We start from the raw sequence: 24,874 nt of genomic DNA, 5'->3' as shown, positions 1-24,874 counted from the left end.
AGGCGGCGACCAACGGGCCCACGGTTCCGTCTGCGGCGGCCGCTGCGCTCCACGTTGGGTGCACTGGGTTCCCTCGGCCGGCGATGGCGTCGAAAGCCATCCGCGGGGCACCGGCGTGAGAGCCGGGCATGTACGCCGATCGGGGGACGAGGCAGGTGACCGAAAAGGCGGCGGCCAACGAGCCCACGGTTCTGCCTGCGACTGCGCTCGGCGCTGGGTGCGCCGTGTTCCCTCGGCCGGCGATGACGTCGAACGGCATCCGCGGGGCACCGGGGTCGAGGCCCGCGGGTTGGCCGATCGAGAACTGGGCCGGATGGCCGAGGAGAGCGGCGGCCGAGGGGAGTGCGGTGGCAGACTCCTTCCGGTGCGTACGGAAACCGCGGCGGCGCTGGCCTCGTCGGGCATCGACCCGGCGTTGGTCGTGTCCGCCGAAGACGTGGGTGGGGGTACCTACAACACCGCCACGCGGCTGACGCTGGCCGACGGCAGGCGGCTCGTGCTCAAGATCGCGCCGAAGGCCGCCGGGCTGGCCTACGAGCACGACCTGCTCGCGACCGAGGCCGAGTACTACCGCCTCGCCTCCGGGCCGCTGCCGTCGGTTGCCGGCGCCGGGCCGGGGTTTCTGCTGATGACGGAGCTGCCCGGCACGACCTGGGACGTCGCCGACGAAGACCGGCCGCGGGTGCGGGCCGAGCTGGGCGCGATCGTCGCGCGGCTGCACGACGCGACGGGCGAGACGTTCGGCTACCCGCAGGATCCACCGCACCGGACGTGGGCCTCGGCGTTCACGGCCATGACGGACGCGGTGCTCGCGGACGCCCTGCACTACAAGATCCGGTTGCCGTGCCCGGCCGCCGAGATCGCGCACCTGGTCCGCCGCCACCGGCCGCTCCTGGACCTGGTGACGACGCCGGTGCTGGTGCACTTCGACCTGTGGCCGGGCAACATCCTCGTCGACGGCGGGCACGTCAGCGGCATCATCGACGCCGAGCGCGCGTTCTGGGGCGACCCGGTGGCCGAGTTCGTTTCGCTGACGTTGTTCCGCGACCTGGACCGAGAACTGGTCGACGGCTACCGCGCGGCGGGCGGCCCGGCGCCGTTCGATCCACCCGCCGCGCGGCGGCTCACGTTGTACCGCGTCTACCTGGACCTGATCATGCTCGTGGAAATGGTGCCACGGCGGGACACCGACGCAGGCCGCGCCGAGTTCCTCCACGGCTACCTGGCCGCGGACCTCGACGCGGCGCAGCGAGCGCTCTGACCGAGCGAGACGCAGGAACACACGAGTTGTCGTCACGCATTCCACGTTACCGAACACGTGTGCGAACACCATCGCTAAATCGGGTGATCCACACCAGCACGGCAAGAAACGCGATTTCCGTTGCAACGCCAGCGATTCAGGAGCGCTAGCGCGACAAGATGCCCCCGAATTCCAGGCTACCGGTGAGCACCGACAAAACCGGAATCGTCACCACGCGACCGGCAGCGAATGGACGCCGTAGACCAGCATGTCGTGCTTGAACTCCAGTTCCTCCAGCGGAACCGCCAGCCGCAGCGAGGGAATCCTGCGGTACAGCGTCCCGTAGACCACCTGCAGCTCGACCCGGGCCAGCGTCTGGCCGAGGCACTGGTGCACGCCGTAGCCGAACGCCACGTGGTGGCGGGCTCCGCGCGTGACGTCCAGCTCGTCCGGCGACTCGAACACCGAGCCGTCGCGGTTGGCGACGTCCGAGGCGCCGATGATGCCGTCGCCCGCGTGAATCGTCTGGCCACCGAGTTCGAAGTCTTCGACGGCGACCCGGCGGCGTCCGGAGTGCGTGATGTTCAAGTACCGCAACAGCTCTTCGACCGCGCTGCGCAGCAACGCCTCGTCGCCCAAGCGGACCAGGTCCAGCTGCGCCGGGTTCTCCAGCAGCGCCACCGTGCCGAGCGCGATCATGTTCGCCGTCGTCTCGTGGCCCGCGACCAGCAGCAGCTGGCCCATCCCGGCGATCTGCTCGGCGGTCATCGTGCCCAGCTGCGAAACCGCCAGGCGGCTCAGGACGTCGTCGCCCGGCGAGACCGCTTTCCGCTCCACCAGGCCGGAAAGGTAGGCCAGCAGCTCATCGGTGGCCTTCACCGCTTCCTCGGGTGTCGCGTCCATCGCGATCATCACCTTCGTGATGTCCTGGAAGAACGCGCGGTCCTCGTACGGCACTCCGAGCAGCTCGCAGATCACCAGCGACGGCACCGGCAGCGCGAACGACGTCACGAGGTCGGCCGGGTTGGGGCCCGCCAGCAGGCCGTCGATCAGGTCGTCGACGATCCGCTGAATGGCCGGCCGCAGCGCCTCCATCTTCTTCACCAGGAAATCGCCGGTCAGCAGCTTGCGCTGGGCCGCGTGCTCCGCGCCGTCCATGTTGATGAACGACTTCACGCGGTTGCGGCGGGCGGCCGAAGCCGCGCTCTGGTGCGGGTAACCGGGCCGGTCGGAGTCGGCGCTCACCCGCGGGTCGCGCAGGATCGTGCGCACGTCTTCGAAGCGCGTCACCAGCCACGGCGTGCTGCCGTTCCACAGCTTGACGCGGGAAACCGGTTCGTCACGCTGCAGTTCCCCGAGCTCGGCCGGCGGGTCGAAGGGACACCGCCGGGTCATCGGAAACGCCGGCACACCGTCCGCCATGAGGACCTCCCGAAGTCGCCGCACAGTTCGACAAGGAATTACATAGCTATGCTAAGCATCTTCCCGCGACTCCGCCACACTCCGTTCAGGCGACGGTCACAAGATCACTCGAATACGAGTGACAGCAGCTCGTCGACGAACGGTTCGACCAGCTCGGCGCCGGTCCGGTGCAGCACGCTGTGGAACAGGGCGACCCGCCCGTGCGCGCCGACGAACACCACGGCGGCCGCCCGGCCCGGCGAAACCCGCAGCGGGTGACCGGCTTCGACGCACCGTTCGAACCCCGCGGTCAGGCTGTCGATCACGTCCAGCAGCGGCCCCTCCGCCCGCCCCTCCGGATCGGGCTTGGACGCGCCGTTCGCGAGCATCAGCCGGTAGTGCCCGGGATTCTCCATGGCGAACGCGCAATAGGCGTGGATCTGCGCCCGGATCCGGCCGACGACGTCGGCCTCGCCGTACGACTCCTCCGCGGCGCGCATGGATTCCCGCAGCCGCCCGTATTCGTGGTCCAGCAGTCCCTGCACGAGCTCCGCGCGGTCGGCGAAGTGCTGGTAGATGCTCGCCGGGGCGATGCCGACCGCGCGGGCGACCCCGCGGATCGTCAGTCCGTCCTCGCCGCCGAGTTCGGCAAGCAGCCGGGCGGCGGCCGCCAGGATCTCCCCGCGCAGTCGTTCGCCTTCACCCCAACGATTCCTGGTGCGGCCGGTTCCGGCGTTGTCCGCCACCCGGGTATTCATACGCCCGGGGCCGCCACGGGTGTGTTCCGGGGGTCCCGGAATGACCATGGCGGCCCCGAACAGTCCTCTGTGGACTCAGGCGGTCAGGCTCGGGTACAGCCCGGTCAGGTCGCCGGCCAGCCCCGCGCGGACGTTGCGGCTGAGGTCGTCGACGAGCACCTCGAAGCGGCCTTGTTCGACAGCTTCGATTCCGAGGCCGGCCGCGAACGCCGGGTCGACCTTCGGGCCGTCGACGTGCTTGGCCATGTCCGTGTCCATGTACCCGACGTGCAGCGCGGTCACCTGCGTCTTCTGCGGCGCCAGTTCCAGGCGCAGCGCGTTGGTTAGCGACCAGGCCGCCGACTTCGCCGCGGAGTAGGCCCCGACCCGCGGCGTGGTGAACCACGACAGCACCGAAAGGACGTTGAGCACGGCCCCGCCGCCGTTGCGCTCCAGCACCGGCGCGAACTCGCGCGTCACGGCCAGGGTCCCGAAGTAGTGCGTGTCCATCTCCAGCCGGATGTCCTCGAGCGACCCGCCCAGCAGCGACGCGCCGGTGAACGACCCGGCGTTGTTGACCAGCAGCGTGACGTCCCCGGCGGCCGCGGCGGCCGCACGGATCGACTCCGGGTCCGTCACGTCGAGCCGGATCGGGATCACCCCCGGCAGGTCCACCGACTCCGGGTTGCGCGCGGCCGCGTAGACCTTCGCCGCTCCCCGTTCGACGAGGGCGGCTGCGAACTGACGGCCGAGCCCGCGGTTGGCTCCGGTGACCAGCGCCACCGCACCCTTGATCTCCATGTCGAGCTCCTCTCGCATCTGGCTTGCTCGTTGCAAGCTAGCTACGGCCGACAGTACGGCGTAAACTTGCTCCAAGCAAGCCAGCTCGAAGGGATCACACATGAGCCGCCGCATCACCTGGGAGGACGCCTCCTGCCCGATCGCCCGCGCCGCCGACGTCCTGGCCGAGCCGTGGACGCTGCTGATCCTGCGGAACGCCACCGCGGGCACGACCCGGTTCGAGGACTTCCGCAGCGATCTCGGCATCGCCGACAACGTGCTGACGACCCGGCTGGGCAAGCTCGTCGACCGTGGCCTGCTGACGAAACTCCCCTACCGCGACGGCGGCCGCACGCGACACGAGTACCGGCTCACCCAGGCCGGATCGGACGCGTTGCCTGTGCTGCACGCCCTCGGCGCGTGGGGTGACGCCCACACGGATTCGGCGCGCGCGTACGGCCCGATGAAGCTGGTCCACACCAGCTGCGGACAGCTCACCCGGCCGGGCGCGAACTGCGACAGCTGCGGAAAACCGCTGGTCAGGGACGATCTGGCGTGGCGCGGCTCATGGCTGTCCAAGGGCGAGATCCCGCTGGCCGAGCCGGTTTCCTGACCCGGGCGGCGCATCCTCGTATGCACTGTGGCGCATGTCAACACTGCGAAATGGTTGGTAAATCACCACTAAACACGCAGTACGAAAGTCGGGTCACAAGCCGGGTCCGGATCCGTAAATTCGGACCACAGCACACGCAAACCCGGCAAATTCCCCACAGCTGCCCCTATCGCGAGGAGCCGTCCCGATGTCCAGGAAGTACCTGCTGCCCGGAGCCGCTGTCGCACTGGCGATGATCGCCACCCCGATGACCGCCGCACCGGCCTTCGCGGCCCCGGCCCAGGCCGAAGCGGCCACGATCGTCTACTACGACACCTCGGACGCCCCCACCTTCCGCGACCAGATCAACGCCGGCGCGGCGAACTGGAACGCGGCGGTGTCGAACGTCAAGCTCCAGGAGAGTTCCTCGGGCGCCACGCTGCACTACACCGAAGGCAACGACCCGCAGGGCTCGTACGCCCAGACCGACGGCCACGGCAGCGGCACGATCTTCATCGACTACACGCAGGCCGAGCAGTACAACCAGACCCGCATCACGGCCCACGAGACCGGGCACGCGCTGGGCCTGCCGGACCACTACGCGGGCCCGTGCTCCGAGCTGATGTCAGGTGGTGGCCCCGGCCCGTCGTGCACCAACGCGAACCCGAACGCCGACGAGTCCGCTCAGGTGGAATCCCTGTGGGCCAACGGCTTCCGCGCCGCGGCCGCCACGCCGTCGCGCATCTACGAAGTGACCATGCCGGTCAAGTGACCCAGGTCTGACGTCGTCGGGGGAGGCCGCACCGGGTACGCCCGGTGCGGCCTTCGCACGTCAGAGGCGGGAGACCAGGCGATCCCGCGCGACCTCGAGGTGCGCCGTCATCGCCTTGCGGGCGCCCGCCGCGCTGCCCGCCACCAGGGCGTCCACGATCGTCCGGTGCTCGGCGATCGTCTGCTCGCCGAACGGCTGGTTGTAGTTCAGCCGGAAGAAGTGCAGGTGGCAGTGGGTGCGCGCGAACGCCTGCTCGACCGCGACGTTCCCGGCCAGGTGCAGGATCAGCTCGTGCAACCGGGCGTCGTGCGCGGTCAGGGCCTTGTAGTCGCTGTACGCGTCGTGGACCGGGGCCGCCGGGCACGTCGCCAGCTCGGCCTCCAGCGCGGCGACGCTCTCGTCCGACATCGCCGCCGCCGCCAGGGCCGCGGACGGCGGCTCCAGCAGCAGGCGCAGCGCGTACATGTCGTCGACTTCCTTGCGGTTCAGCAACTCCGTGACGCGGTAACCGCGCAACGGCAGCCGGCTGACCAGTTCCTCGGACTCCAGCCGCGCCAGTGCCTCGCGCACCGGCGTGCCGGAGACGCCGAGCTCGCGGGCGATCTCGTCGATGTTCACCCGCGCGCCCGGCTCGATGCCGTCGTTCATGATCAGCGCCCGGATCTGCTCGTAGACGCCGTCCGCCAGCACCTGCCTGCTCGGCAGCGCCTCGAGCCGTCGTCCGGAACTCACCCTGACTCCCCTCACCGGTAGTGACCAGGCTACTGCTTGCCCAGGACCTGGGCGCTCTTCCGCGCCATCTCCGCGCACACGTCGTCGTCGCGCTGGTGCGCGAAGTACGCCTCGAACAGCGGCCGTTCCGCGTCCTGCGGGGCCGTTGTTCCCGTTCGAATGGACAGCAGCGCCCGCTTCCCGGACGGCCCGAGCACCGTCGCCGCGATCCCGACCTTCACTCCGGGTAGCTTCGCGAACGTGCCGGCCGTCTCCATCGCCTCCTTGCCCGAGCCGGCGCGAACCCGCGGTCGGTCAGCACGCGCACCCAGCACATCGTCTTGGCGAACACCGGGTCGTCGTAGCCGAACTTCGCCGGCCAGGACTGCTTGTCGGCCAAGCGCCAGCCGGTGGTCACTTCCAGACGTCGGCCTGGCGGTGGCTCAGCGCCCAGGAGACGACGAACTCCATCGGGCGGCCGGCCTTGGCGATGGCCTTGTGTCAGGCCTCGATGTCTGTCGATCTTGCAGGCGGAGACCCAGCCGTTGGTCTTGCGCAGGTCGGGGTAGACGAGGTACTTGGTGTGGCAGTTCGTGGTGCCGGCGATCGGGGATTTGCCGTCGTTGTAGGCCTTGAGGTCCAGGCCGACCGAGTTTCAGGCCCTACTTGTGGACGTAGTCGGCGACGTACTTACTTCGTCGACTCGAGGCTCCAGCTGCTCCAGCCCAGGTAGGGCTTCTGCGCCACAGGCTTCTTTGGGAGGTCCGGTGCCGCTGCCGCCTCGGGCGCTGTGAGGAGGCCCGCGAGCACCGTCAAGCCGCCGAGGACACCCACTGTCGGGGGTGGCGGTTAGGTTCGGGGCATGTTGACCACGCTTGCCGTCGAGAACTACCGCTCGCTGCGCGACCTGGTGCTGCCGCTGTCCGGGCTGACCGTCGTCACCGGGCCGAACGGCAGCGGCAAGTCGAGCCTGTACCGGGCGCTGCGGCTGCTGGCGGACGCGTCCCGCAACGGCGCGGTGGCGGCGCTGGCCCGCGAGGGCGGCCTGCCGTCGACGCTGTGGGCCGGCCCGGAGACGATCGGGCGGTCGGTGCGCGAGGGGCGTACGCCGGTGCAGGGCACGGTGCGGACGAAGGCGCTCGGGCTGAAGCTGGGGTTCGCGGGTGACGAGTACGGCTACGCGCTGGACCTGGGCCTGCCGCAGCCCCTGGACACGATGTTCAACCGGGACCCGGAGTTCAAGCGCGAGGCGGTGTGGTCGGGCCCGGTCCTGCGCCCGTCGGCGCTGCTGGCCGACCGCGCGGGGCCGGTGGTCCGCACGCGCGTCGAGTCGGGCGAGTGGGGTTCCGATCGGTTCGAGATCCGGTTGACGGACAGCATGCTGAGCGAGTTCGCCGACCCGCGGGCGTGCCCGGAACTGCTGCTGGTCCGCGAGCGCATCCGCGGCTGGCGGTTCTACGACCACTTCCGCACGGACGCCCACGCGCCGGCCCGCCAGTCGCAGATCGGCACGCGCACGCCCGTGCTGTCCCACGACGGCGCCGACCTGGCGGCCGCGTTGCGCACGATCATCGAAATCGGCCGGGCGGCGGAGCTGGAGTCGATCGTCGACCAGGCGTTCCCGGGGTCGCGCTTGGAGGTGGTGGCGCCGGAAAGCCGGTTCACGGTCCGCTTCCACCAGCACGGCCTGCTGCGTCCGCTGGAGGCGGCGGAGCTGTCGGACGGCACGCTGCGGTTCATCCTCTGGGTGGCGGCACTGCTGACCCCGCGGCCGCCGGAGCTGCTGGTGCTGAACGAGCCGGAGACCAGCCTGCACCCGGATCTGTTGCCGGCGTTGGCCTCGCTGATCGCCGTCGCGGCGAAGGAGACCCAGGTCGTCGTGGTCTCGCACGCGCAGCTGCTGATCAGGGCCCTGTCGGAGATCGCGGAGGTGGGCGAGGTGGAGCTGGAGAAGGAGTACGGAGAGACGAAGCTGGTGGGGCAAGGGAGGTTGGACCGGCCTTCGTGGCACTGGCCCACCCGCTGACAGCGGCCGTGTCGTCCAGCCAGGTACGCGTGTCGTCCATCGCGGTCCACCTACGAGAATCTGCCAGCAGCACGCGGCGTACCCAGGCGGACGACACGCGTACCCAGGCGGACGACACGCGTACCCAGGCGGACGACACGCGTACTCAGGTGGACGACACGGCGGCGCCCTGCTGAACGTCAGCGGCCCTTGGTGCTTTCCCGGATCTCCAGGGCGAACGGGGTCTGGATGTCCTGCGGCGGAGCCGACTTCTCCCCCGTGATCCGACGGCTCACCAGGTCGATCGCCGCTTCCGCCAGCGCGGTCTTGTCCGGGGCGATCGTTGTCAACGCAGGCAACGAGAAGGCACTCTCCTCGTTGTTGTCGAACCCCACGATCGCCACGTCCTCCGGCACCCGCAGGCCCAGCTCGGCGACGGCCCGTAGCGCGCCGATCGCCAGCAGGTCGTTGAAACAAAAGACCGCGTCGGGCGGGGATGGCAACGCCAGCAACGACTTCATCGCCGCCGCCCCGTAACCGCGGTGCCACTTCTCGGCGGGGGCGACCAGGGAGTCCGAATAGGACAGACCCGCCTCCACCAAGGCCGAGCGGTAGCCGGCCAAGCGCTGGGACGACGTCCCACGGGCCGGGTTGCGGCCGATCGCCGCGATGCGCGTGCGCCCCAAGGACGCCAGGTGGGACACCGCCACGTGCGCGGCCAGGACGTTGTCGATCGCCACATGGTCGATCGGGACGTCGACCGCGTGCTCGCCCAGCATCACCAGGGGGATGCCGCCTGGTTCGTCCGGGAAGTCCGCCGCCTCCAACGCCTCCGGGTGGACCAGCGCGCCGTCGACCAGATGGGGGCCCAGCGAGGACAACGTCTTGCGCTCGCGCTCGCGGGTCCCCTGGGTCTGTTCGATCAAGACACTCCAGCCGCGCTTCTGGGCCGCCGTGATGACCAGGCCGGCCAGCTCGCCGAAGTACGGGATCGACAGCTCCGGCACCATCAGCGCCAGGAAACCGGTACGGCCGCGGCGGAGGTTGCGGGCGCCGACGTTCGGGCGGTAACCGGTCGCGGCCAGCGCTTCTTCGACGCGGCGGCGGTTCTCCGGCTTGACGAAGGCATAGCCGTTCACGACGTTCGACACCGTCTTCACCGATACTCCGGCAAGCGTGGCGACGTCCTTGAGCGTCACGGTCACGGGCGATCCCTTCACCTCAGCGTGAGGTCGAAGTGTAGCGACAATTTGCCGGTTTACAACGTTGTTCCAACGATGTAAAAAGTACCTCAAGGCTCCCGCGGTGACTCCGATCACCCCGGTGAGCGGGCCACCACCGTCGCTGCCCGAGGAGTCGCTGTGCCGCTGTCCACCCGTCCCCGTCTGGTCCTGGTCACCGCGGCCGCCGCCGCGCTCACCCTCACCTCCTGCACCGCCCGTGAGGAGACTCCGGCCGCACCGTCGAGCGGTGGCGGACCGGCCGCTTCCGCGTCCTCCGCCGCACCGTCCGCCGACGGCTGCACGCTGGCGAAGACCGGCTACCCCAAGATCGACCCGAAGACCGCGGTGATCGGCTTCTCGCAGTCCGAAAAGGAGGCCAACCCCTTCCGGATCGCCGAGACGCAGTCCATTCGCGACCAGGCGGCGAAGCTCGGCATCCCGGCCGACAAGCTGCTCGTCACCAACGCCCAGAGCGACCTCAACCGGCAGATCAGCGACATCAAGTCGCTGCTCGACCGGGGCGCCCAGCTGCTGATCGTCGCGCCGCTGAACTCCGACGGCCTCCAGCCGGCGCTCGACGCCGCGAAGGCCAAGAAGGTCCCGGTCGTCACCGTCGACCGCAAGGTGACGTCGGCGCCGTGCACCGACTACCTGACCTTCATCGGCTCCAACTTCGTCGAGCAGGGCAAGCGCGCGGCCGACGCGATGGTGAAGTCGACCGGAGGTAACGGCAAGGTTGCGATCCTCCTCGGCGCGTCGGGCAACAACGTGACGACCGACCGCACCTCGGGCTTCAAGGACGAGCTGGCCAAGACGCCGGGCCTGTCCGTGGTCGCCGAGCAGACCGGCGAGTTCGACCGGTCCAAGGGCCAGGCCGTGATGGAGCAGCTGATCCAGAGCCACCCGGACCTCACCGCCGTCTACGCCGAGAACGACGAGATGGGCATCGGCGCGGTCAACGCGCTGAAGACCGCGGGCAAGACGCCGGGCAAGGACGTCAAGGTCGTCTCGGTCGACGGCACGCGCAACGCCGTGCAGCTCATCGCCGACGGCAGCTACAACGCCGTCATCGAGTCCAACCCGCGCTTCGGCCAGCTCGCCTTCGACACGCTCCAGAAGTTCGCCGACGGCCAGCCGATCCCGGCCAGCATCGTGATCACCGACGACCAGTACGACGAGACCAACGCGGCGCAGAAGGTCGGGAACGCGTACTGATGACGGCAGCCACCGAAGAGGACGTCGCCATGACGACCGCACCGGTGCTCGAGGTGGCCGGGGTGACCAAGCGGTTCCCCGGCACCCTCGCGCTCGACGACGTCAGCTTCCGGCTCGCCCCCGGCGAGGTGCACGCCCTCGTCGGGGAGAACGGCGCCGGCAAGTCGACGCTGATCAAGGTCATCACCGGCGTCTACCAGCCCGACGAGGGCGAGGTGCGCCACCTCGGCGAGCCGGTGACGTTCAAGCAGCCGATCGAGGCGCAGCGGGCCGGGATCTCCACGATCTACCAGGAGGTCAACCTCGTCCCGCTGATGAGCATCGCCAGCAACGTCTTCCTCGGCCGCGAACCGCGCACCCGCGCCGGGCTCGTGGACTGGTCCAAGATGTACGCCGACGCCCGCGAGCTGCTCAAGGGGTACGGCATCCACGACGACGTCAAGCGCCCGCTGCACACCCTGGGTGTCGGCGCGCAGCAGATGGTCGCCCTCGCCCGCGCGGTGTCGACCGACGCGAAGGTCGTCATCATGGACGAGCCGACGTCGTCGCTCGAACCGCGTGAGGTCGAGACGCTCTTCGAGGTGCTGAACCGGTTGCACGCCGAAGGCATCGCGATCGTCTACGTCAGCCACCGGATGGACGAGCTGTACCGGGTCTGCGACAGCGTCACCGTGCTGCGCGACGGCCGGGTCGTCCACAGTGGACCGCTGGCCAAGCTCCCGCGCATCGAGCTGGTGTCCCTGATGCTCGGCCGCGAGATCCGCCAGATCCGCGAAGAGGGCGTCACGGCGTTCGGCGAGGAACACGACGTCGACCGCGAACCGCTGCTGAAGGCCGAGCACCTGGCCGGGATGCGGCGGCTGCACGACGTTTCGGTGAGCATCCGGCCCGGCGAGGTCGTCGGCCTGGCCGGGCTGCTCGGCTCCGGGCGCAGCGAAACCGCGCGGGCCATCGTCGGCGCGTTCCCGCTCGACGGCGGAAGTGTCCTGCTCGCGGGGAAACCGCTCAAGAAGGGCAAGATCGCGGCGGCCATGCGCGCCGGGATCGCGCTGCTGGCCGAGGACCGCAAGACCGACGGGATCATCCCGAACCTGTCGGTGCGCGAGAACATCGTGCTCGCCGCGCTGCCGACGCTCTCGCCGTTCGGCCTGGTCAGCAAGGCCAAGCAGGACAGGGTCGTGAAGATCTTCATGGAGCGCCTGCGGATCAAGGCTTCGAGCCCCGAGCAGAAGGTGTCCGAGCTGTCCGGCGGCAACCAGCAGAAGGTGCTGCTCGCCCGCTGGCTGGCCACCGGCCCGAAGATCCTGCTGCTCGACGAGCCGACCCGCGGGATCGACGTCGGCGCCAAGGCCGAGGTCCAGGCGCTGATCGACGAACTCGCGAAGGAAGGCCTCGGCGTGCTGCTCATCTCGTCCGAGCTGGAGGAGCTGATCGACGGCTCGGACCGCGTCGTCGTGCTCCGTGACGGCTCGGCCGTCGGTGAGCTGACGGGTGACGGCATCACCGAGGAAAACGTCCTGGCCGCGATCGCAGCGGAAGGTGACAACGATGTCTAGCGCCACCCTGACCCGAACGCCCGACCGGGCCACGGTCACCGCGTGGCTGCAGAACTACGGCGTCTACCTGGCCGTTGTCGTGCTGCTGCTGTTCAACGTCTTCTTCACCGAGAACTTCCTGTCCGCGGCCAACTTCCGGACGCAGCTGGTGCAGGCCGCGCCGGTCTGCATCGTCGCGCTCGGCATGGCGCTGGTGATCGGCACCGAGGGCATCGACCTGTCGGTCGGCTCGGCGATGTCGATCGCCGCCGCGCTCATCCCGCTCTACCTCGGCGCCGGGCCGATGACGGCCGTCATCGTCGCGGTGATCGCGGGCATCCTGTCCGGCCTGTTCAGCGGCTACCTGGTGGCCTACCTGGGGATCCAGCCGATCATCGCGACACTGGCACTGCTCGTCGGCGGCCGCGGGCTCGCACTCGTCATCGCCCACGGCCAGCTCGTCCAGCTGCACAACCAGGACTTCCTGGAGCTGGGCACGGGTGACGTCCTCGGCGTGCCGATCATGGTCATCGTCGCGGGGGTGCTCGCGGTGCTGGCCGGGCTGGTCGTCCAGCGCACGACGTTCGGGCGGCAGCTGGTCGCCGTGGGCGGCAACCGGGCCGCCAGCTCGCTGGCCGGGCTCCCGGTGAAGCGCGTGCTCGTCGGCGTCTACGTCATCTCCGGGGCGCTGGCCGCGGTGGCCGGCGTGCTCGCGACGTCGAGGCTGGGCGCCAGCGACCCGAACGACCTGGGCCTGCTGATGGAGCTGTCGGCGATCACCGCGGTCGTCGTCGGCGGCACGCCGCTGACCGGCGGCCGGGTCCGGGTGCTCGGCACCGTGTTCGGCGCGCTGCTGATGCAGCTGGTGCACGCCACCCTGATCAAGCACAACCTGCCGGACTCGACCGCGCAGATGGTCCAGGCGGCCATCATCGTCGTAGCCGTGTACGTCGCTCGTGAGCGGAGCCGCAAATGACCGCGACCCAGACCACCGCGCGCAACGCGGCGTTCGCCGGGGTCCTGCAGCGGCAGGGCGCGGCCGTCGTGCTCGTCATCGGCCTCATCGTGGCGTGGTTCGCGTTCCCGCGCTTCGGGTCCGCGGACAACCTGCGCGACCTCGCGCTGCAGGGCTCGTTCCTCGCGGTGATCGCGCTCGGCATGACGTTCGTGATCATCTCCGGCGGCATCGACCTGTCGGTCGGCTCGAACTACGCGCTCGGCGGCGTGCTCGCCGCGTACGGCTCCCAGTACGGCTTCTTCGTGGCGATCCTGCTGCCGCTGGTCGTGTGCTCGGCGATCGGGCTGATCAACGGCCTGCTCATCGCGCGCACCGGGATGGCGCCGTTCATCGTGACGCTGGCGACGCTGCTGTTCGCCCGCGGCCTGCTGCTCGCCATCACCTCCGAAGGCGCGACGACGTTCAAGATCGAGCCCGGCTCGGCGATCCTCTGGCTCGGCCAGGGCACGATCTTCGGCGTCGGCGTGCCGGTGTACCTGACGCTCGTGCTGTTCGCGCTCGGCGGGCTCCTGTTGCGGCGCACCGGGTTCGGCCAGTCGGTGTTCGCCATCGGCGGCGCCGAGCAGTCGGCGCTGCTGATGGGCCTGCCGGTGGTCCGCACGAAGATCACGCTCTACACGCTGAGCGGCGCGCTCGCCGGCTTCGCCGGCATCCTCACCGCCGCGTACCTGCAGTCCGGCGTCACGGTGATCGGCGTCGGCACCGAACTGGACGCGATCTCGGTCGTCGTCATCGGCGGCACGCTGCTCACCGGCGGTGCCGGGACGATCGTCGGCACGCTCGTCGGCGTGCTGCTGCGGGTGCTGATCCAGAACGTCATCAACCAGGTCGGCACCCTCGACTCCAACTACCAGACGGTGGTGAGCGGGGCCTTCCTGCTCATCGTCGTGGTGATCCAGCGTCTGCTGGCGCGGTCCCGAACCCGCTGAGCCCACGCCCCGATCAGGAGGTCTCAACGATGTTTCGTCCTGCCCGCAGAACCCGCCGGTGGCTCACCGCCACCGCCGCGTTCGCCGTCGCGGTCGCCGGCCTCGGCACCGCACCCGCGGCGAGCGCCGCGGACACACCCCAGTGGCAACGCCTGACCCCACCGCTGTCGACCCCGTGGACGAAGGACGTCTCGCCCACGAACGCCCTCCCGGACTACCCGCGGCCGCAGCTGACCCGCGACCAGTGGCAGAACCTCAACGGCGTCTGGGAGTTCGCCAAGGCGACCCCGGGTGAGGCCGCGCCGGTCGGGAAGACGCTCGGCGAGCGGATCCTCGTGCCGTACCCGGTCGAGTCCGCGCTGTCCGGGATCATGCGCCACGAGACGAACATGTGGTACCGCCGCACGTTCGAGGTGCCCAAGAACTGGCAGATCGGCAAGGGACAGCGGCTGCAGCTGCACTTCCAGGCCGTCGACTACGACGCCACGGTGATCGTCAACGGCAAGACCGTCGGCCGCCACACCGGCGGGTACGACGCGTGGTCCGTCGACGTCACCGACGCGTTGACCACCAAGAAGACCCAGGAGATCGTCGTCGGCGTCGCCGACCCGAACGACCAGGGCGGGCAGCCGATCGGCAAGCAGCGCCAGCCCGGCGACGGCATCTTCTACACGCCGTCCTCCGGCATCTGGCAGACCGTCTGGATGGAGCCGGTCGCCTCGGCGCACATCGACCGCCTCGACACCACCCCGGACGCCGCGACCGGGACGGTCACGATCAACGCCGTGGTCGGCGGGCCGGTCAAGCAGCGGGTCGAAGCGACCGCCTACGACCACGGCCGGCCGGTCGGGCACGTCACCGGTGACGCGAACAAGCCGTTGAAGCTCAAGGTGGACCGGCCACACCTGTGGACCCCGGACGACCCGTTCCTCTACGACCTGCGCGTCAAGCTGTCGGGCGGAGACGAGGTCGGCTCGTACTTCGGCATCCGGACGATCAGCGTCGGCAAGACCGCCGACGGCAAGCAGCGGATGCTGCTCAACGGCAAGTTCGTCATGCAGGTCGGCCCGCTGGACCAGGGTTTCTGGCCGGACGGCATCTACACCGCGCCGACCGACGCCGCGCTGAAGTTCGACCTGCAGCAGGAGAAGGCGCTCGGCTTCAACATGGTGCGCAAGCACATCAAGGTCGAGCCGGACCGCTGGTACTACTACGCCGACAAGCTCGGTCTGATGGTCTGGCAGGACATGCCGGCGATGAAGGACGACGTCGAGCCGACGCCCGCGTCGCGCGTCAACTACGAGTCCGAGATGCACCGGATGATCGACCAGCACTCGAGCTTCCCGTCGATCGTCACGTGGGTGCCGTTCAACGAGGGCTGGGGCGACTACGAGGTCGGCCGGATCGCCGACGAGGTCAAGTCGTGGGATCCCTCCCGGCTGGTCAACGCCGAATCCGGCGTCAACTGCTGCCGGTCCGAACCGGACAGCGGCAAGGGTGACATCTACGACGACCACACCTACACCGGGCCGGGAACGCCGGTGCAGACCGGCACCCGCGCGGCCGTCGACGGTGAGTACGGCGGCCTCGGCCTCAAGGTCGACGGTCACCAGTTCGACCCGGCCGGCAGCTTCGCCTACGAGATGGAGCCCGACAGCGCGACGCTGACCCGGCGCTACGGCGAACTCCAGCAGCGCCTGCTGCTGGTCGCCCAGCGGTGCGGTGTCTCGGCCGGGGTCTACACGCAGACCACCGACGTCGAGAAGGAGGTCAACGGCTTCTTCACCTACGACAGGCAGGTGAAGAAGATGGACTTCGCGGCGGTCCGCGCGGCCAACGAGGCGGTCATCAAGGGCGCCACGGGCAAGCCGGTGGCCGGGCCTTCGGTGCCCGCGGGCACGCCGGGGATCGACGGCATCGCCGCCTACCCGTTCGACGAGAACACCGGCACGGTGGCGAAGGACGTCGTCGGCAGCCACGACGCGACGCTCGTCGGCGGCGCGTCCTGGACCGCGGGCAAGAGCGGTTCGGCGCTGGCCACCAACGGTTCCGGCCAGTACGCCGACACGGGTGCGGCACTCGTCAACACCGAGGGCAGCTACAGCGCGGCGGCGTGGGTCAAGTTCAACCAGGTCGGCGACGGCTTCCAGACGGTGGTGAGCCAGGACGGCGACAGCACCAGCGCGTTCTTCCTGCAGTACTCGGGCGCGGACCACCGGCTGGCGATGAGCTTCGTCGGCACGCGGGCCCTGGCGCCCGCCGCACCGGAAGCGAACCGCTGGTACCACGTCGTCGGTGTCCGCGACGCCGCTTCGGGCACGCTGAAGCTGTACGTGGACGGCCAGCTGGCGGCCACGAAGAGCGTCTGCCTCGGCGACGCCTCGACGGGTCACACGGTGATCGGCCGCGGCAAGTACGGCGGCGGCCCGGTGGACTACCTGGACGGCGCGGTCGACCAGGTGCACGTCTACGACCGGGCGCTGTCCGACGCGGACGTGAGCGCGTTGTACGCCAGCGGCAAGTAACAGGTAACCAGCCGGAACTCGGGGCGGTCGAAGAAATTCGGCCGCCCTGAGCCCGTTTCGGGGCGACTGCTCACTCCCCCCGGACGTGTGCGGTGAAGTCCACCCTTCGTGGTGGCCGTCACGGTTGCCCTGGAGCGCGCTCCAGCCCCTAGCGTCGATCGGGTCAACGACCGCCGGGGAAAGGAACCGACATGACCGACGAGCGCTTCGAGCGTGGCCTGAAGACCCTGACCGAGATCGACGGCGAGGCCGGGCACCGGGTGCTCGACGCGCTCGCCGACGTCGCCCCCGCGCTGGGCGAGGCCGTCGTCTCGTGGGGGTTCGGGGAGATCTACGCGCGGCCCGGGCTGGCGCCGCGCGACCGGCAGCTCGTCACCCTCGGCATGCTCACCGCCCTCGGTGGCTGCGAGCCGCAGCTGGACGTGCACGTCAACGCGGCGCTCAACGTCGGCCTGACGCCGGCGGAGATCGTCGAAGCGCTCCTGCACTCGGCCGTCTACTGTGGATTCCCGAAGGCGCTGAACGCGACCTTCGCGGCCAAGAAGGTCTTCGGCGAACGCGGGTTGCTGCCGGTGACCGCGGAATAGGGGTGGGCTCGTGCGGGTGGTCCTGTTCGGCGCGACCGGGATGGTCGGGCGAGGCGTGCTGCGGGAGTGTCTGCTGGACGAGCGGGTCGAGGCGGTGCTGGCCGTGGGCCGGGCACCGGTCGGCACCACCCATCCGAAGCTGACGGAGCTGGTGCGCGAGGACCTGTTCGCCCTCGAGCCGATCACCGGATACGACACGTGTTTGTTCTGCCTCGGCCTGTCGTCGATCGGGGTCGCGGCCGACGAGTACGAGCGGATCACTTACCAGCTCACGCTTTCGGTCGCCGTGAAGCTGCCGGAGCACACCACGTTCGTGTACGTCTCGGGCGCGAGCACCGACAGCACCGAACGCGGCCGGGTGCGCTGGGCCCGGGTCAAGGGCGCGACGGAGAACGCGCTGGCGAAGCTGCCGCTGCGGACGTTCTTCTTCCGGCCCGGCTACATCCAGCCGCTGCACGGGATCACGTCGAAGACGACCCTGTACCGGGTGCTCTACCGCGTCGTCGCGCCGCTGTACCCGGTGCTCCGGCGGCTGGCGCCGCGCGCGGTGACGACCACGGAGGAGATCGGCCGCGCGATGCTGGAGGTCGCGGCGCACGGGTACGAGCGGCAGATCCTGGAGAACACCGACATCACGGCGGCCGCGCACCGCTGAGGCGTCACCGGCCGCGCGCGACCAGCCCGGCGAGCAGGTTCGCCAGCCCCTCGGCCAGCGCCGTCGTGAACAGCTCGTCCGGCGGTGGGCCGCCCAGCTCGGCGGACGCGACGGCGACGGCCTCGGTCGGGTTGGCGTACGGCCACAGGCCCGACACCACCACGACCACGGCGCTCGCGAAGTGCCCCGCGCCTTCGACCGACAGCTCGGGGATCCGCTTCCGGACCAGTGTGCCGAGCCGTTCGGTGTTCGCGGCCGCGCGGCGCTTGAAGCTCCGGGCGAACTCGAGGGAGATGTTGCGCTCCAGCACCGAGCCCATCGAGCTGACCAGGTCGCACAGCAGCGGACGCCCGGCCAGCGACGTCGCGAGCGTCCCGGCGAGCCGTTCTTCGCGGGCGAAGCCGGGTTTGGCCGGCCCGGGGTCGGCGAGGGTTTCTTCCAGGTCGCCGAGCCAGTCCGTCCAGGTGACGTCCAGGACCTCGAGGAAGATCGCCTCGCGGCTGTCGAAGTAGCGGAGCACGTTCGACTTCGCGAGCCCCACCCGGCAGCTGAGCTCCCGCAGGCTGATCTCGGCGACCGGCCGCTCGGCGAGCAGCTCGCGCGCGGCGGCGAGGATCGCGGCACGGCGTGCCTCGATCTGCTCCGGCCGCCGGGCGCGCTGGAATCCGCCGCTCATGAGGCCGAGGTTACCGCTCGACCGGATCGCACTGAACGTTCGTTCAACTAGAATCGGGGCATGGCCACCCGGGATCCCGCCGCGAAGCGCCGCCAGCTGCTCGACGCCGCGCTGGCGGAGTTCGCCGCGCACGGCATCGCCGGGGCCCGGATGGACCGGATCGCCACGCGCGCGCAGTGCAGCGCCGGCCTCGTCTACACCTACTTCGGCAGCAAGGACGACCTGTTCGACGCGGTCTTCGACACGATCGTCGAGCGCACCCTCACCGAGACGCCGATCACCGCCGACGACCTGCCCGGGTACGCCGGACGGCTGTTCGACAACTACGTCGCCTACCCCGAGGTGGCCCGGATCTCCGCCTGGTACCGCCTCGAGCGCGCCGGCACCGGCCGCACGATCCAGGCGATCACGGACTCGGCCAAGAGCAAGGTCGACGCCATCCGCGCGGCCCAGGAGGCCGGCACGGTCTCGGACCGCTTCGAGCCGGAACAGCTGCTGATGATGGTGGTCAGCCTGGCGTCGATGTGGTCGGCCCAGACCGTGGAGATGATCAACGTGGCCCCGGACGACCAGGCCTACCGCCGCGCGACGGTCACCGAAGCGGTCCGCCGGCTGGTCAGCTGACCGCCTTCTCCTTCCGGCGGGACTTGACCCGGCGGTAGCTCCAGATCAGCAGCGCGAACAGGATCACCGACGACAGGATCAGGCTCGATCCGGTGCTCCAGCCGCTGAACGGCAGGGACTTCACCGAGCCCCAGACGATGCCCGCGGCCAGCAGCGCGAGGCCGGCCAGCACCGAGCCCGCGATCCGCAGCGGGGACGACACGCTGTCCTCGGCCGCCTTCATCGCGCGGTCGCGGACCGGGTCGACGTACCGCTCCAGCGCCGGGAACTCCGAGGCGAGCAGCAGCAACCCCGCGAGCACCAGCAGCAGGCCCGGCCCGGGCAGAACCAGCAGCAGCACGCCGACCACCAGCAGGATCGCCCCCGCCGCCGTGATCAGGATGCGCTTGGCCTGTTTACCGATCCCCACTCGGCCACTCCCCTCGTTCGGTCCGATTCTTCCTGGTTGTGCCCCCGAGTGCCACTCGCGAGTACCCGGACCCGCGCCGCGGAGACCACGAGCCCGCCGAGCGTGGCCACGCCCAGCCAGACCACGACGCCCGGCCAGACGTACAGGATCTGCCCGAACGTGCCCTGGCGCCCGGCGAACACGACGCTCATCAGCTCCGGCAGCAGCACCAGGACCAGCGCCGGGAGCAGGCACGGCACCGACCGCAGCCCGGCCCGCCACCACGACGTCCGGCGCGCCGCCCACCGGCGCGCGTGGACGACGCCGAGCACGGCGAGCACCACCGAGAGCAGGATCAGCCCGGCCAGCACCCGGTCCGCGACCACCCCGGCGGGCAGCGCGAGCTCCGGGGTCCCGCCCTGGACGAGGGTCGCGAGGCCCTGCGCCAGCGACTCGGCGTCGTTGTCCAGGGCCAGCCCGGTCGTGGCGAGCACCGTGACGCCGTAACCGCCGGGCAGCAGGATCTGGGCCGCGGTGTGGCTGAACCACTCGCCGTTGTGGGACAGCTGCCCCGGCCGGTAGGCGCCCCAGCCGAACGCGTAGTCGTGGCCGGGCGCCGGGGTGTGCGCCAGCGCGACCGAGGCCGGCGACAGCACGCCTCCGCCGTCGCGCTGGGCGATCAGCCAGCGGGTCAGGTCGGTCGCGGTGCTCAGCACGCCGTGGCTGCCGCCGGTGAACCAGTCCGGTTCGGTCACCGGGACGGCGAACCCGAACGCCCGCACGTACCCCGGCGAGAGGTCCGCGGGCGGACTGTCCACAGTGGAGGTGGCCGGCATGCCGAGCGGCCGGAACAGCCGGGTGCGCAGGTACTCGGGGAACGGCTGCCCGGCGACGACCTCGACGATCCGGGCGGCCACCTCGTAGTTCGGGTTGTGGTAGTGGAACGTCGTGCCCGGATTGTCCGCCAGGCCCGCGTCCCGCAGCCGCGAGACGGCTTCGGCGAGGGTGTGCGGCTGCGGCAGCGTCAGGTCGGGGAACGCCGAGTCGGCCATCCCGGACGTCTGGTCCAGCAGCATCCGCACGGTGATCCGCGCGCCGCGCGGGTCGGCGAGCCGGAACTCCGGCAGGTACCGCGTCACCGGCTCGTCGAGCCCGACGCGGCCGGCGTCGACGAGCTGGAGCACGGCGAACGCCGTCATCGACTTGCTCAGCGACGCGATCGGCAGCCGGGTGGACGCGGTGATCGGCACGCCCGCCGCGTCGTGGCCGTAACCGGCGACACGCACGACTTCGGCGCCGTGCGTGACGGCGACCGCGGCGCCGGGCAGGCCGGTGTGGTCGAGGTAGGCGCGGACGTAGTCGTCGACGCCGTCACCCGCGGGAGCGGCGGAAGCCGGGGTCGCCAGCAGGACGAAAAGCGCGCCGAGCAGCGCGAACAGCCTGGTCATGGCGCAAAGGTAGGCAGCGGACCCACCCGCCGTCGGCTGCCGGACGGCGCGAGCCACCCCCTGCTTTCGGCACCTTCTTGACGCCGTGCCGGGCCCGGCCTACATTCAACACATCGGTTGATAAACAGATTGGTTGATAAAGATGACGGTTGACGAGGAGGCGCTGGACCGGGCGTTCACCGCCCTCGGCGACCCGGTGCGCCGCGCGCTGGTCGCCCGGCTCTCCCGCGGCGAGGCGACGGTCAACGAGCTGGCCGAGCCCTTCGCGATCACGAAGCAGGCGGTCTCCCGGCACATCCAGGTCCTCGAGCAGGCCGGGTTGATCACGCGAAGCCGCGACGGCCAGCGCCGGCCGTGCCACCTCGTGCCCGCCGCCCTCGAAGCGCTCACCGGCTGGATCGACACCTATCGGCTGGCCACCGAGCGCACCTACCGGCGGCTCGACGCCGTACTGGAATCCCTGGAGGAAACCGAATGAGCACCACGATCACCGCGCCGCCCGGCACCCCGTTCATCGAGGTCACCCGCGAGTTCGCCGCGCCACCGGCTGCCGTGTTCCGCGCGCACCGGGAGCCCGACCTGGTCAAGCGGTGGCTCGGCCCGGCCGACCTGGAGATGGAGATCTTCGAGTACGACGTCCGGTCCGGCGGGAGCCACCGGTACGCGCACCGGGCCGAGCGCGGCGAGTTCTTCTTCCGCGGCGTGTTCCACAGCGTCGAAGACGGCTCCCGGATCGTGCAGACCTTCGAGTTCGAGGGCGCGCCGGGTGAGGTCAGCCTGGACGTGATGACCTTCACCGGCCTCGGCGACGGCCGGACGCGGATGCACAACCGCTCGGTCTTCCCGTCCGTCGAGGCGCGGGACGCGGCCCTCGCGAACGGCATGGAGGGCGGCATCACCGAGTCGTACGACCGGCTCGGCACCCTGCTCGAAGAAGAGAGCTGACATGCCGGTGGTGGCGAGCTTCTGCATGTCCCTCGACGGCTTCGTGGCCCGCCCCGACAACAGCGTGGGACCGCTCTTCGACTGGTACGAGGGCGGCGACGTCGCAGTGCCGATGGTCGGTTACCCGATCACGTTCCACGTCGCCGAAGCGAGCGCCGGCTACCTCCGGCGGCACCTGGCGCAGGCCGAGCACAGCGCGTTCGTCTGCGGCCGCACCGTGTTCGAGTACACCCACGGCTGGGGCGGCCACCCGCCCGGCGGCGGCGCGGCGTTCGTCGTGACGCATCGCCCGCCGCCCGCGGACTGGCCGGAAGAGCACCTGGCGCCGTTCACCTTCTGCCCGGACGTCGCGACGGCGATCGAGCGGGCGAAGGCGGCCGGGGACGGCACCGTCGGCGTCTCCGGGCCCAGCATCGCCCGGCAGTGCCTGAACCTCGGGCTGCTCGACGAACTGAAGATCGACCTCGTGCCGGTCTTCCTCGGCGAGGGCGTCCGCTACTTCGAAAACCTCGACGCCGGCAAGGCCGAGCTGGAGCGGTCCGAGGTCGTCGCGGGCGACGGCGTCACGCACCTGAGCTACCGGGTGCGCTACCGGTCCTGAGCGGACACTTCCGCCAGCAGCTGGTCGAAGGGGACGAAGGACGGCGCCGCGGCCACCGCGGGACGACCGGCGGCCAGCGACGCCAGCTCGGCGCCCGCCCGCTCGATCCGCCGTTGCAGCGCGCCTTCACCGCTGCCCCAGTCCGAAGAAGCCGCGTACACGCCCGTCGCGACCGGGTCCGCCTTCAGGTACCCGAACAGCGGCCGCAGCTGGTAGTCGAGCACCAGCGAGTGCCGCTCGGTGCCGCCGGTCGCGCCGAGCAGCACCGGCTTGCCCACCAGCGACTCCGCGTCCAGGACGTCGAAGAACGACTTGAACAGGCCGCTGTAGCCGGCGGTGAACACGGGCGTGACGGCGATCAGCGCGTCCGCACCGGTCACCGTCTCGATGGCCGCGCGCAGGTCCGGGCTCGGGAAGCCGGTGAGCAGGTTCTTCGTGACGTCGAGCGCGATGTCGCGCAGCTCGACGACTTCGACGTCGACCGGTGACCCGGCCGCGACCCCGTTGACGGTCGCCGCGGCCAGCCGGTCGGCCAGCAACCGGGTCGAGGACGGCACGGACAGCCCGGCCGTCACCACCGCGAGCTTCATGCCGGGCTCCCCACCAACGTCGCGGCCTTCAGGGATTCGTGCGTCGGCGCGTCCGGCACGTGCGCCGGGCGCATCGCATCGAGTTCCTTGCGCAGCACCGGGACCACGTGCTCACCGAGCAGGTCGAGCTGCTCCAGGACGACCTTCAGCGGCAGGCCGGCGTGGTCCATCAGGAACAGCTGGCGCTGGTAGTCGCCGAAGTGCTCGCGGAAGGTCAGGGTCTTGTCGATGACCTCCTGCGGGCTGCCGACGGTCAGCGGCGTCTGGTCGGTGAACTCCTCCAGCGACGGGCCGTGCCCGTACACCGGCGCGTTGTCGAAGTACGGCCGGAACTCGTTCCACGCGTCCTGCGACTTCGGCCGGATGAACGCCTGGCCGCCGAGCCCGACGATGGCCTGGTCGGCCTGGCCGTGGCCGTAGTGCTCGAAGCGCTGGCGGTAGAAGGCGATGAGCTGCTGGAAGTGCTCCTTCGGCCAGAAGATGTGGTTGGCGAAGAAGCCGTCACCGTAGAAGGCGGCCTGCTCGGCGATCTCCGGGCTGCGGATGGAGCCGTGCCAGACGAACGGCGGGACGTCGTCGAGCGGGCGCGGCGTGGACGTGAAGCCCTGCAGCGGGGTGCGGAACTTGCCCTCCCAGTCGACCACGTCCTCACGCCAGAGCCGGCGCAGCAGCGCGTACTTCTCGATGGCCAGCGGGATGCCCTGGCGGATGTCCTCGCCGAACCACGGGTAGACCGGGCCGGTGTTGCCGCGGCCCATCATGAGGTCGACGCGGCCGTCGGCCAGGTGCTGCAGCATCGCGAAGTCCTCGGCGATCTTCACCGGGTCGTTCGTGGTGATCAGCGTCGTCGACGTCGAGAGGATCAGCTTGGACGTCCGCGCGGCGATGTGGCCGAGCATCGTCGTGGGCGACGACGGCACGAACGGCGGGTTGTGGTGCTCGCCGGTCGCGAACACGTCGAGACCGACCTCTTCGGCCTTGAGCGCGATCCGGACCATCGCCTTGATCCGCTCGTGCTCGCTCGGCGTGGTGCCGGTCGTGGGGTCCGTCGTGACGTCGCCCACCGTGAAGATTCCGAACTGCATGACCTGCTCCCTTTCCGAAGGCGCACCGTCGACCTTACATGCGCGTTCAACTACTTCCAAGCAAGAGATATTCCGGCCGACAACCCCTGAGGGGCCACCAGCTAAGGTCAAAGGCATGGACGCGGAGTTCGCTCGGCTGGGTTTGGCAGAACGTTCGGTACGACTTCTCACCGGCCGCGACATCTGGGCCTCGATCACCCCACTGCTCAGCCCACGCCGGAACCTGGTGGCCGCCTTCGGTCACGTCGGTCCCGGCGCGGCCGCCCTGCTGCCGTTGCAGCCGGGCGACACGCTGATCACCGACGCGGGCCTCGACTCGGTGCTCGCCGGCACGACGAGCCCGCACGCCCTGCTGCACTGGGTGAAGGCCGGCGTGGCCGTGCACTCGCTGCGCGGGCTGAACGCGAAGCTGGTGATCGCCGAGGACGACCCGGCGTTCGTCGTGGTCGGCTCGGCCGACGTCACGGCCGCCGGCCCGCGGCAGCTGTTCGAGGCCGTCACGCTCTCGACGGAGAAGCACACCGTCGAGGAGGCCCAGGAGGCCTGGCTCGAGTGGGCCGACCTCGCCGGGCCGTCCCTGACCGCCGGTGAC

The 24,874-nt window shown here is 70.3% G+C and carries 27 protein-coding genes and 1 pseudogene; 16 read left to right on the top strand and 12 right to left on the bottom strand.

The features are described from left to right. Positions 1–364: 364 nt before the first annotated feature. A complete protein-coding gene (locus ACGFMK_RS17545) occupies positions 365–1,261 on the top strand; it encodes a phosphotransferase (protein ID WP_392763771.1) in 897 nt (298 codons plus the stop codon). 207 nt (positions 1,262–1,468) lie between these two features. On the opposite strand, the gene ACGFMK_RS17540 is transcribed toward ACGFMK_RS17545, so the two are convergent. From ACGFMK_RS17540 to ACGFMK_RS17530, 3 genes are all read right to left on the bottom strand, one after another. Further along, entirely contained in the window at positions 1,469–2,662 is a 1,194-nt protein-coding gene (locus ACGFMK_RS17540; protein ID WP_392763769.1) for a cytochrome P450, read from the bottom strand. A 104-nt stretch (positions 2,663–2,766) separates the two neighbouring features. Next, complete coding sequence (locus ACGFMK_RS17535; protein WP_392764132.1) at positions 2,767–3,330, bottom strand: TetR/AcrR family transcriptional regulator; 564 nt, start codon at positions 3,328–3,330, stop codon at positions 2,767–2,769. A 144-nt stretch (positions 3,331–3,474) separates the two neighbouring features. Next, entirely contained in the window at positions 3,475–4,179 is a 705-nt protein-coding gene (locus ACGFMK_RS17530; RefSeq protein ID WP_392764130.1) for an SDR family oxidoreductase, read from the bottom strand. A 100-nt stretch (positions 4,180–4,279) separates the two neighbouring features. Between ACGFMK_RS17530 and ACGFMK_RS17525 the strand changes: the two genes are divergently transcribed. Then, positions 4,280–4,771 (top strand): winged helix-turn-helix transcriptional regulator, encoded by a 492-nt coding sequence (locus ACGFMK_RS17525; protein ID WP_392763767.1) that lies wholly within the window; start codon positions 4,280–4,282, stop codon positions 4,769–4,771. A 187-nt stretch (positions 4,772–4,958) separates the two neighbouring features. Next, positions 4,959–5,522: a snapalysin family zinc-dependent metalloprotease gene (locus ACGFMK_RS17520; protein ID WP_392763765.1), complete on the top strand. Its 564-nt coding sequence runs from the start codon at positions 4,959–4,961 to the stop codon at positions 5,520–5,522. Positions 5,523–5,582: 60 nt separating this feature from the next. On the opposite strand, the gene ACGFMK_RS17515 is transcribed toward ACGFMK_RS17520, so the two are convergent. From ACGFMK_RS17515 to ACGFMK_RS17505, 3 genes are read right to left on the bottom strand one after another with little or no spacing between them, the layout of a single operon-like run. Continuing rightward, a complete protein-coding gene (locus tag ACGFMK_RS17515) occupies positions 5,583–6,254 on the bottom strand; it encodes a GntR family transcriptional regulator (protein WP_392763762.1) in 672 nt (223 codons plus the stop codon). A gap of 29 nt (positions 6,255–6,283) precedes the next feature. After that, positions 6,284–6,475 (bottom strand): hypothetical protein, encoded by a 192-nt coding sequence (locus ACGFMK_RS17510; protein WP_392763761.1) that lies wholly within the window; start codon positions 6,473–6,475, stop codon positions 6,284–6,286. Beyond that, positions 6,472–6,651 (bottom strand): hypothetical protein, encoded by a 180-nt coding sequence (locus tag ACGFMK_RS17505; protein ID WP_392763758.1) that lies wholly within the window; start codon positions 6,649–6,651, stop codon positions 6,472–6,474. Before ACGFMK_RS17505 ends, ACGFMK_RS17510 begins: the two co-directional genes overlap by 4 nt. A gap of 444 nt (positions 6,652–7,095) precedes the next feature. On the opposite strand from ACGFMK_RS17505, the gene ACGFMK_RS17500 reads away from it, so the two are divergent. Then, on the top strand, positions 7,096–8,259 hold the full coding sequence (locus tag ACGFMK_RS17500) for an AAA family ATPase (RefSeq protein WP_392763756.1): 1,164 nt from the start codon (positions 7,096–7,098) through the stop codon (positions 8,257–8,259). Between the two features lie 179 nt (positions 8,260–8,438). On the opposite strand, the gene ACGFMK_RS17495 is transcribed toward ACGFMK_RS17500, so the two are convergent. Next, positions 8,439–9,443, bottom strand: a complete 1,005-nt coding sequence (locus tag ACGFMK_RS17495) for a LacI family DNA-binding transcriptional regulator (protein WP_392763753.1) — start codon at positions 9,441–9,443, stop codon at positions 8,439–8,441. A 156-nt stretch (positions 9,444–9,599) separates the two neighbouring features. Between ACGFMK_RS17495 and ACGFMK_RS17490 the strand changes: the two genes are divergently transcribed. The 7 genes from ACGFMK_RS17490 to ACGFMK_RS17460 all read left to right on the top strand — a co-directional run bounded on the left by ACGFMK_RS17490 (position 9,600) and on the right by ACGFMK_RS17460 (position 17,925). Then, positions 9,600–10,676, top strand: coding sequence for an ABC transporter substrate-binding protein (locus ACGFMK_RS17490; protein WP_392763751.1), 1,077 nt, complete (start codon positions 9,600–9,602; stop codon positions 10,674–10,676). Beyond that, positions 10,676–12,232 (top strand): sugar ABC transporter ATP-binding protein, encoded by a 1,557-nt coding sequence (locus tag ACGFMK_RS17485; RefSeq protein ID WP_392763748.1) that lies wholly within the window; start codon positions 10,676–10,678, stop codon positions 12,230–12,232. Before ACGFMK_RS17490 ends, ACGFMK_RS17485 begins: the two co-directional genes overlap by 1 nt. Beyond that, positions 12,225–13,187, top strand: a complete 963-nt coding sequence (locus ACGFMK_RS17480) for an ABC transporter permease (protein WP_392763745.1) — start codon at positions 12,225–12,227, stop codon at positions 13,185–13,187. Before ACGFMK_RS17485 ends, ACGFMK_RS17480 begins: the two co-directional genes overlap by 8 nt. After that, complete coding sequence (locus tag ACGFMK_RS17475; protein ID WP_392763742.1) at positions 13,184–14,158, top strand: ABC transporter permease; 975 nt, start codon at positions 13,184–13,186, stop codon at positions 14,156–14,158. Before ACGFMK_RS17480 ends, ACGFMK_RS17475 begins: the two co-directional genes overlap by 4 nt. 29 nt (positions 14,159–14,187) lie before the next feature. Further along, positions 14,188–16,683 (top strand): LamG-like jellyroll fold domain-containing protein, encoded by a 2,496-nt coding sequence (locus ACGFMK_RS17470; RefSeq protein ID WP_392763739.1) that lies wholly within the window; start codon positions 14,188–14,190, stop codon positions 16,681–16,683. A 191-nt stretch (positions 16,684–16,874) separates the two neighbouring features. Further along, entirely contained in the window at positions 16,875–17,270 is a 396-nt protein-coding gene (locus ACGFMK_RS17465) for a carboxymuconolactone decarboxylase family protein (RefSeq protein WP_392763736.1), read from the top strand. Between the two features lie 10 nt (positions 17,271–17,280). Continuing rightward, a complete protein-coding gene (locus tag ACGFMK_RS17460; RefSeq protein WP_392763733.1) occupies positions 17,281–17,925 on the top strand; it encodes an epimerase in 645 nt (214 codons plus the stop codon). A 4-nt stretch (positions 17,926–17,929) separates the two neighbouring features. Here ACGFMK_RS17460 and ACGFMK_RS17455 read toward each other — a convergent pair whose 3' ends face one another. Then, on the bottom strand, positions 17,930–18,601 hold the full coding sequence (locus tag ACGFMK_RS17455; RefSeq protein ID WP_392763730.1) for a TetR/AcrR family transcriptional regulator: 672 nt from the start codon (positions 18,599–18,601) through the stop codon (positions 17,930–17,932). 60 nt (positions 18,602–18,661) lie between these two features. Here ACGFMK_RS17455 and ACGFMK_RS17450 point away from each other — a divergent pair, with 60 nt between their 5' ends. Continuing rightward, positions 18,662–19,225, top strand: coding sequence for a TetR family transcriptional regulator (locus ACGFMK_RS17450; protein ID WP_392763727.1), 564 nt, complete (start codon positions 18,662–18,664; stop codon positions 19,223–19,225). Here the strand turns inward: ACGFMK_RS17450 and ACGFMK_RS17445 are convergent. Together ACGFMK_RS17445 and ACGFMK_RS17440 are read right to left on the bottom strand one after the other, a co-directional pair. After that, positions 19,218–19,634: a PGPGW domain-containing protein gene (locus tag ACGFMK_RS17445; RefSeq protein ID WP_392763724.1), complete on the bottom strand. Its 417-nt coding sequence runs from the start codon at positions 19,632–19,634 to the stop codon at positions 19,218–19,220. The genes ACGFMK_RS17450 and ACGFMK_RS17445 overlap by 8 nt on opposite strands. Continuing rightward, entirely contained in the window at positions 19,601–21,061 is a 1,461-nt protein-coding gene (locus ACGFMK_RS17440) for a serine hydrolase domain-containing protein (protein ID WP_392763721.1), read from the bottom strand. The genes ACGFMK_RS17445 and ACGFMK_RS17440 overlap by 34 nt, the downstream gene beginning before the upstream one ends. Before the next feature lie 142 nt (positions 21,062–21,203). On the opposite strand from ACGFMK_RS17440, the gene ACGFMK_RS17435 reads away from it, so the two are divergent. From ACGFMK_RS17435 to ACGFMK_RS17425, 3 genes are read left to right on the top strand one after another with little or no spacing between them, the layout of a single operon-like run. Continuing rightward, positions 21,204–21,539 (top strand): ArsR/SmtB family transcription factor, encoded by a 336-nt coding sequence (locus tag ACGFMK_RS17435; protein WP_392763718.1) that lies wholly within the window; start codon positions 21,204–21,206, stop codon positions 21,537–21,539. Next, a complete protein-coding gene (locus tag ACGFMK_RS17430) occupies positions 21,536–22,006 on the top strand; it encodes an SRPBCC family protein (RefSeq protein ID WP_392763711.1) in 471 nt (156 codons plus the stop codon). Before ACGFMK_RS17435 ends, ACGFMK_RS17430 begins: the two co-directional genes overlap by 4 nt. A gap of 1 nt (position 22,007) precedes the next feature. Beyond that, positions 22,008–22,607: a dihydrofolate reductase family protein gene (locus ACGFMK_RS17425; protein WP_392763708.1), complete on the top strand. Its 600-nt coding sequence runs from the start codon at positions 22,008–22,010 to the stop codon at positions 22,605–22,607. Here ACGFMK_RS17425 and ACGFMK_RS17420 read toward each other — a convergent pair. Continuing rightward, a complete protein-coding gene (locus ACGFMK_RS17420) occupies positions 22,595–23,197 on the bottom strand; it encodes an FMN reductase (RefSeq protein WP_392763705.1) in 603 nt (200 codons plus the stop codon). The two genes, ACGFMK_RS17425 and ACGFMK_RS17420, sit on opposite strands and share 13 nt — an antisense overlap. After that, the gene (locus ACGFMK_RS17415) at positions 23,194–24,282 is read right to left on the bottom strand and encodes an LLM class flavin-dependent oxidoreductase (protein ID WP_392763702.1); all 1,089 of its coding nucleotides are present in this window, start codon (positions 24,280–24,282) and stop codon (positions 23,194–23,196) included. The genes ACGFMK_RS17420 and ACGFMK_RS17415 overlap by 4 nt, the downstream gene beginning before the upstream one ends. Before the next feature lie 115 nt (positions 24,283–24,397). Between ACGFMK_RS17415 and ACGFMK_RS17410 the strand changes: the two are divergent. Continuing rightward, positions 24,398–24,874 (top strand): annotated as a pseudogene (locus ACGFMK_RS17410) (hypothetical protein); the annotation flags it as partial.

Origin of the sequence: Amycolatopsis sp. NPDC049252, from assembly GCF_043197175.1 — a bacterium.
In the GTDB taxonomy this organism is placed as follows: Bacteria; Actinomycetota; Actinomycetes; order Mycobacteriales; family Pseudonocardiaceae; genus Amycolatopsis.
This window is presented reverse-complemented; position numbering and strand designations above follow the sequence as displayed.

Coding starts and splice junctions, on each gene's coding strand:
- ACGFMK_RS17540 (WP_392763769.1), bottom strand. CDS start 2,662: ATGGCGGACGGTGTGCCGGCGTTTCCGATGACCCGGCGGTGTCCCTTC.
- ACGFMK_RS17530 (WP_392764130.1), bottom strand. CDS start 4,179: ATGGAGATCAAGGGTGCGGTGGCGCTGGTCACCGGAGCCAACCGCGGG.
- ACGFMK_RS17525 (WP_392763767.1), top strand. CDS start 4,280: ATGAGCCGCCGCATCACCTGGGAGGACGCCTCCTGCCCGATCGCCCGC.
- ACGFMK_RS17520 (WP_392763765.1), top strand. CDS start 4,959: ATGTCCAGGAAGTACCTGCTGCCCGGAGCCGCTGTCGCACTGGCGATG.
- ACGFMK_RS17500 (WP_392763756.1), top strand. CDS start 7,096: ATGTTGACCACGCTTGCCGTCGAGAACTACCGCTCGCTGCGCGACCTG.
- ACGFMK_RS17485 (WP_392763748.1), top strand. CDS start 10,676: ATGACGGCAGCCACCGAAGAGGACGTCGCCATGACGACCGCACCGGTG.
- ACGFMK_RS17480 (WP_392763745.1), top strand. CDS start 12,225: ATGTCTAGCGCCACCCTGACCCGAACGCCCGACCGGGCCACGGTCACC.
- ACGFMK_RS17475 (WP_392763742.1), top strand. CDS start 13,184: ATGACCGCGACCCAGACCACCGCGCGCAACGCGGCGTTCGCCGGGGTC.
- ACGFMK_RS17470 (WP_392763739.1), top strand. CDS start 14,188: ATGTTTCGTCCTGCCCGCAGAACCCGCCGGTGGCTCACCGCCACCGCC.
- ACGFMK_RS17465 (WP_392763736.1), top strand. CDS start 16,875: ATGACCGACGAGCGCTTCGAGCGTGGCCTGAAGACCCTGACCGAGATC.
- ACGFMK_RS17455 (WP_392763730.1), bottom strand. CDS start 18,601: ATGAGCGGCGGATTCCAGCGCGCCCGGCGGCCGGAGCAGATCGAGGCA.
- ACGFMK_RS17450 (WP_392763727.1), top strand. CDS start 18,662: ATGGCCACCCGGGATCCCGCCGCGAAGCGCCGCCAGCTGCTCGACGCC.
- ACGFMK_RS17440 (WP_392763721.1), bottom strand. CDS start 21,061: ATGACCAGGCTGTTCGCGCTGCTCGGCGCGCTTTTCGTCCTGCTGGCG.
- ACGFMK_RS17435 (WP_392763718.1), top strand. CDS start 21,204: ATGACGGTTGACGAGGAGGCGCTGGACCGGGCGTTCACCGCCCTCGGC.
- ACGFMK_RS17430 (WP_392763711.1), top strand. CDS start 21,536: ATGAGCACCACGATCACCGCGCCGCCCGGCACCCCGTTCATCGAGGTC.
- ACGFMK_RS17425 (WP_392763708.1), top strand. CDS start 22,008: ATGCCGGTGGTGGCGAGCTTCTGCATGTCCCTCGACGGCTTCGTGGCC.
- ACGFMK_RS17420 (WP_392763705.1), bottom strand. CDS start 23,197: ATGAAGCTCGCGGTGGTGACGGCCGGGCTGTCCGTGCCGTCCTCGACC.
- ACGFMK_RS17415 (WP_392763702.1), bottom strand. CDS start 24,282: ATGCAGTTCGGAATCTTCACGGTGGGCGACGTCACGACGGACCCCACG.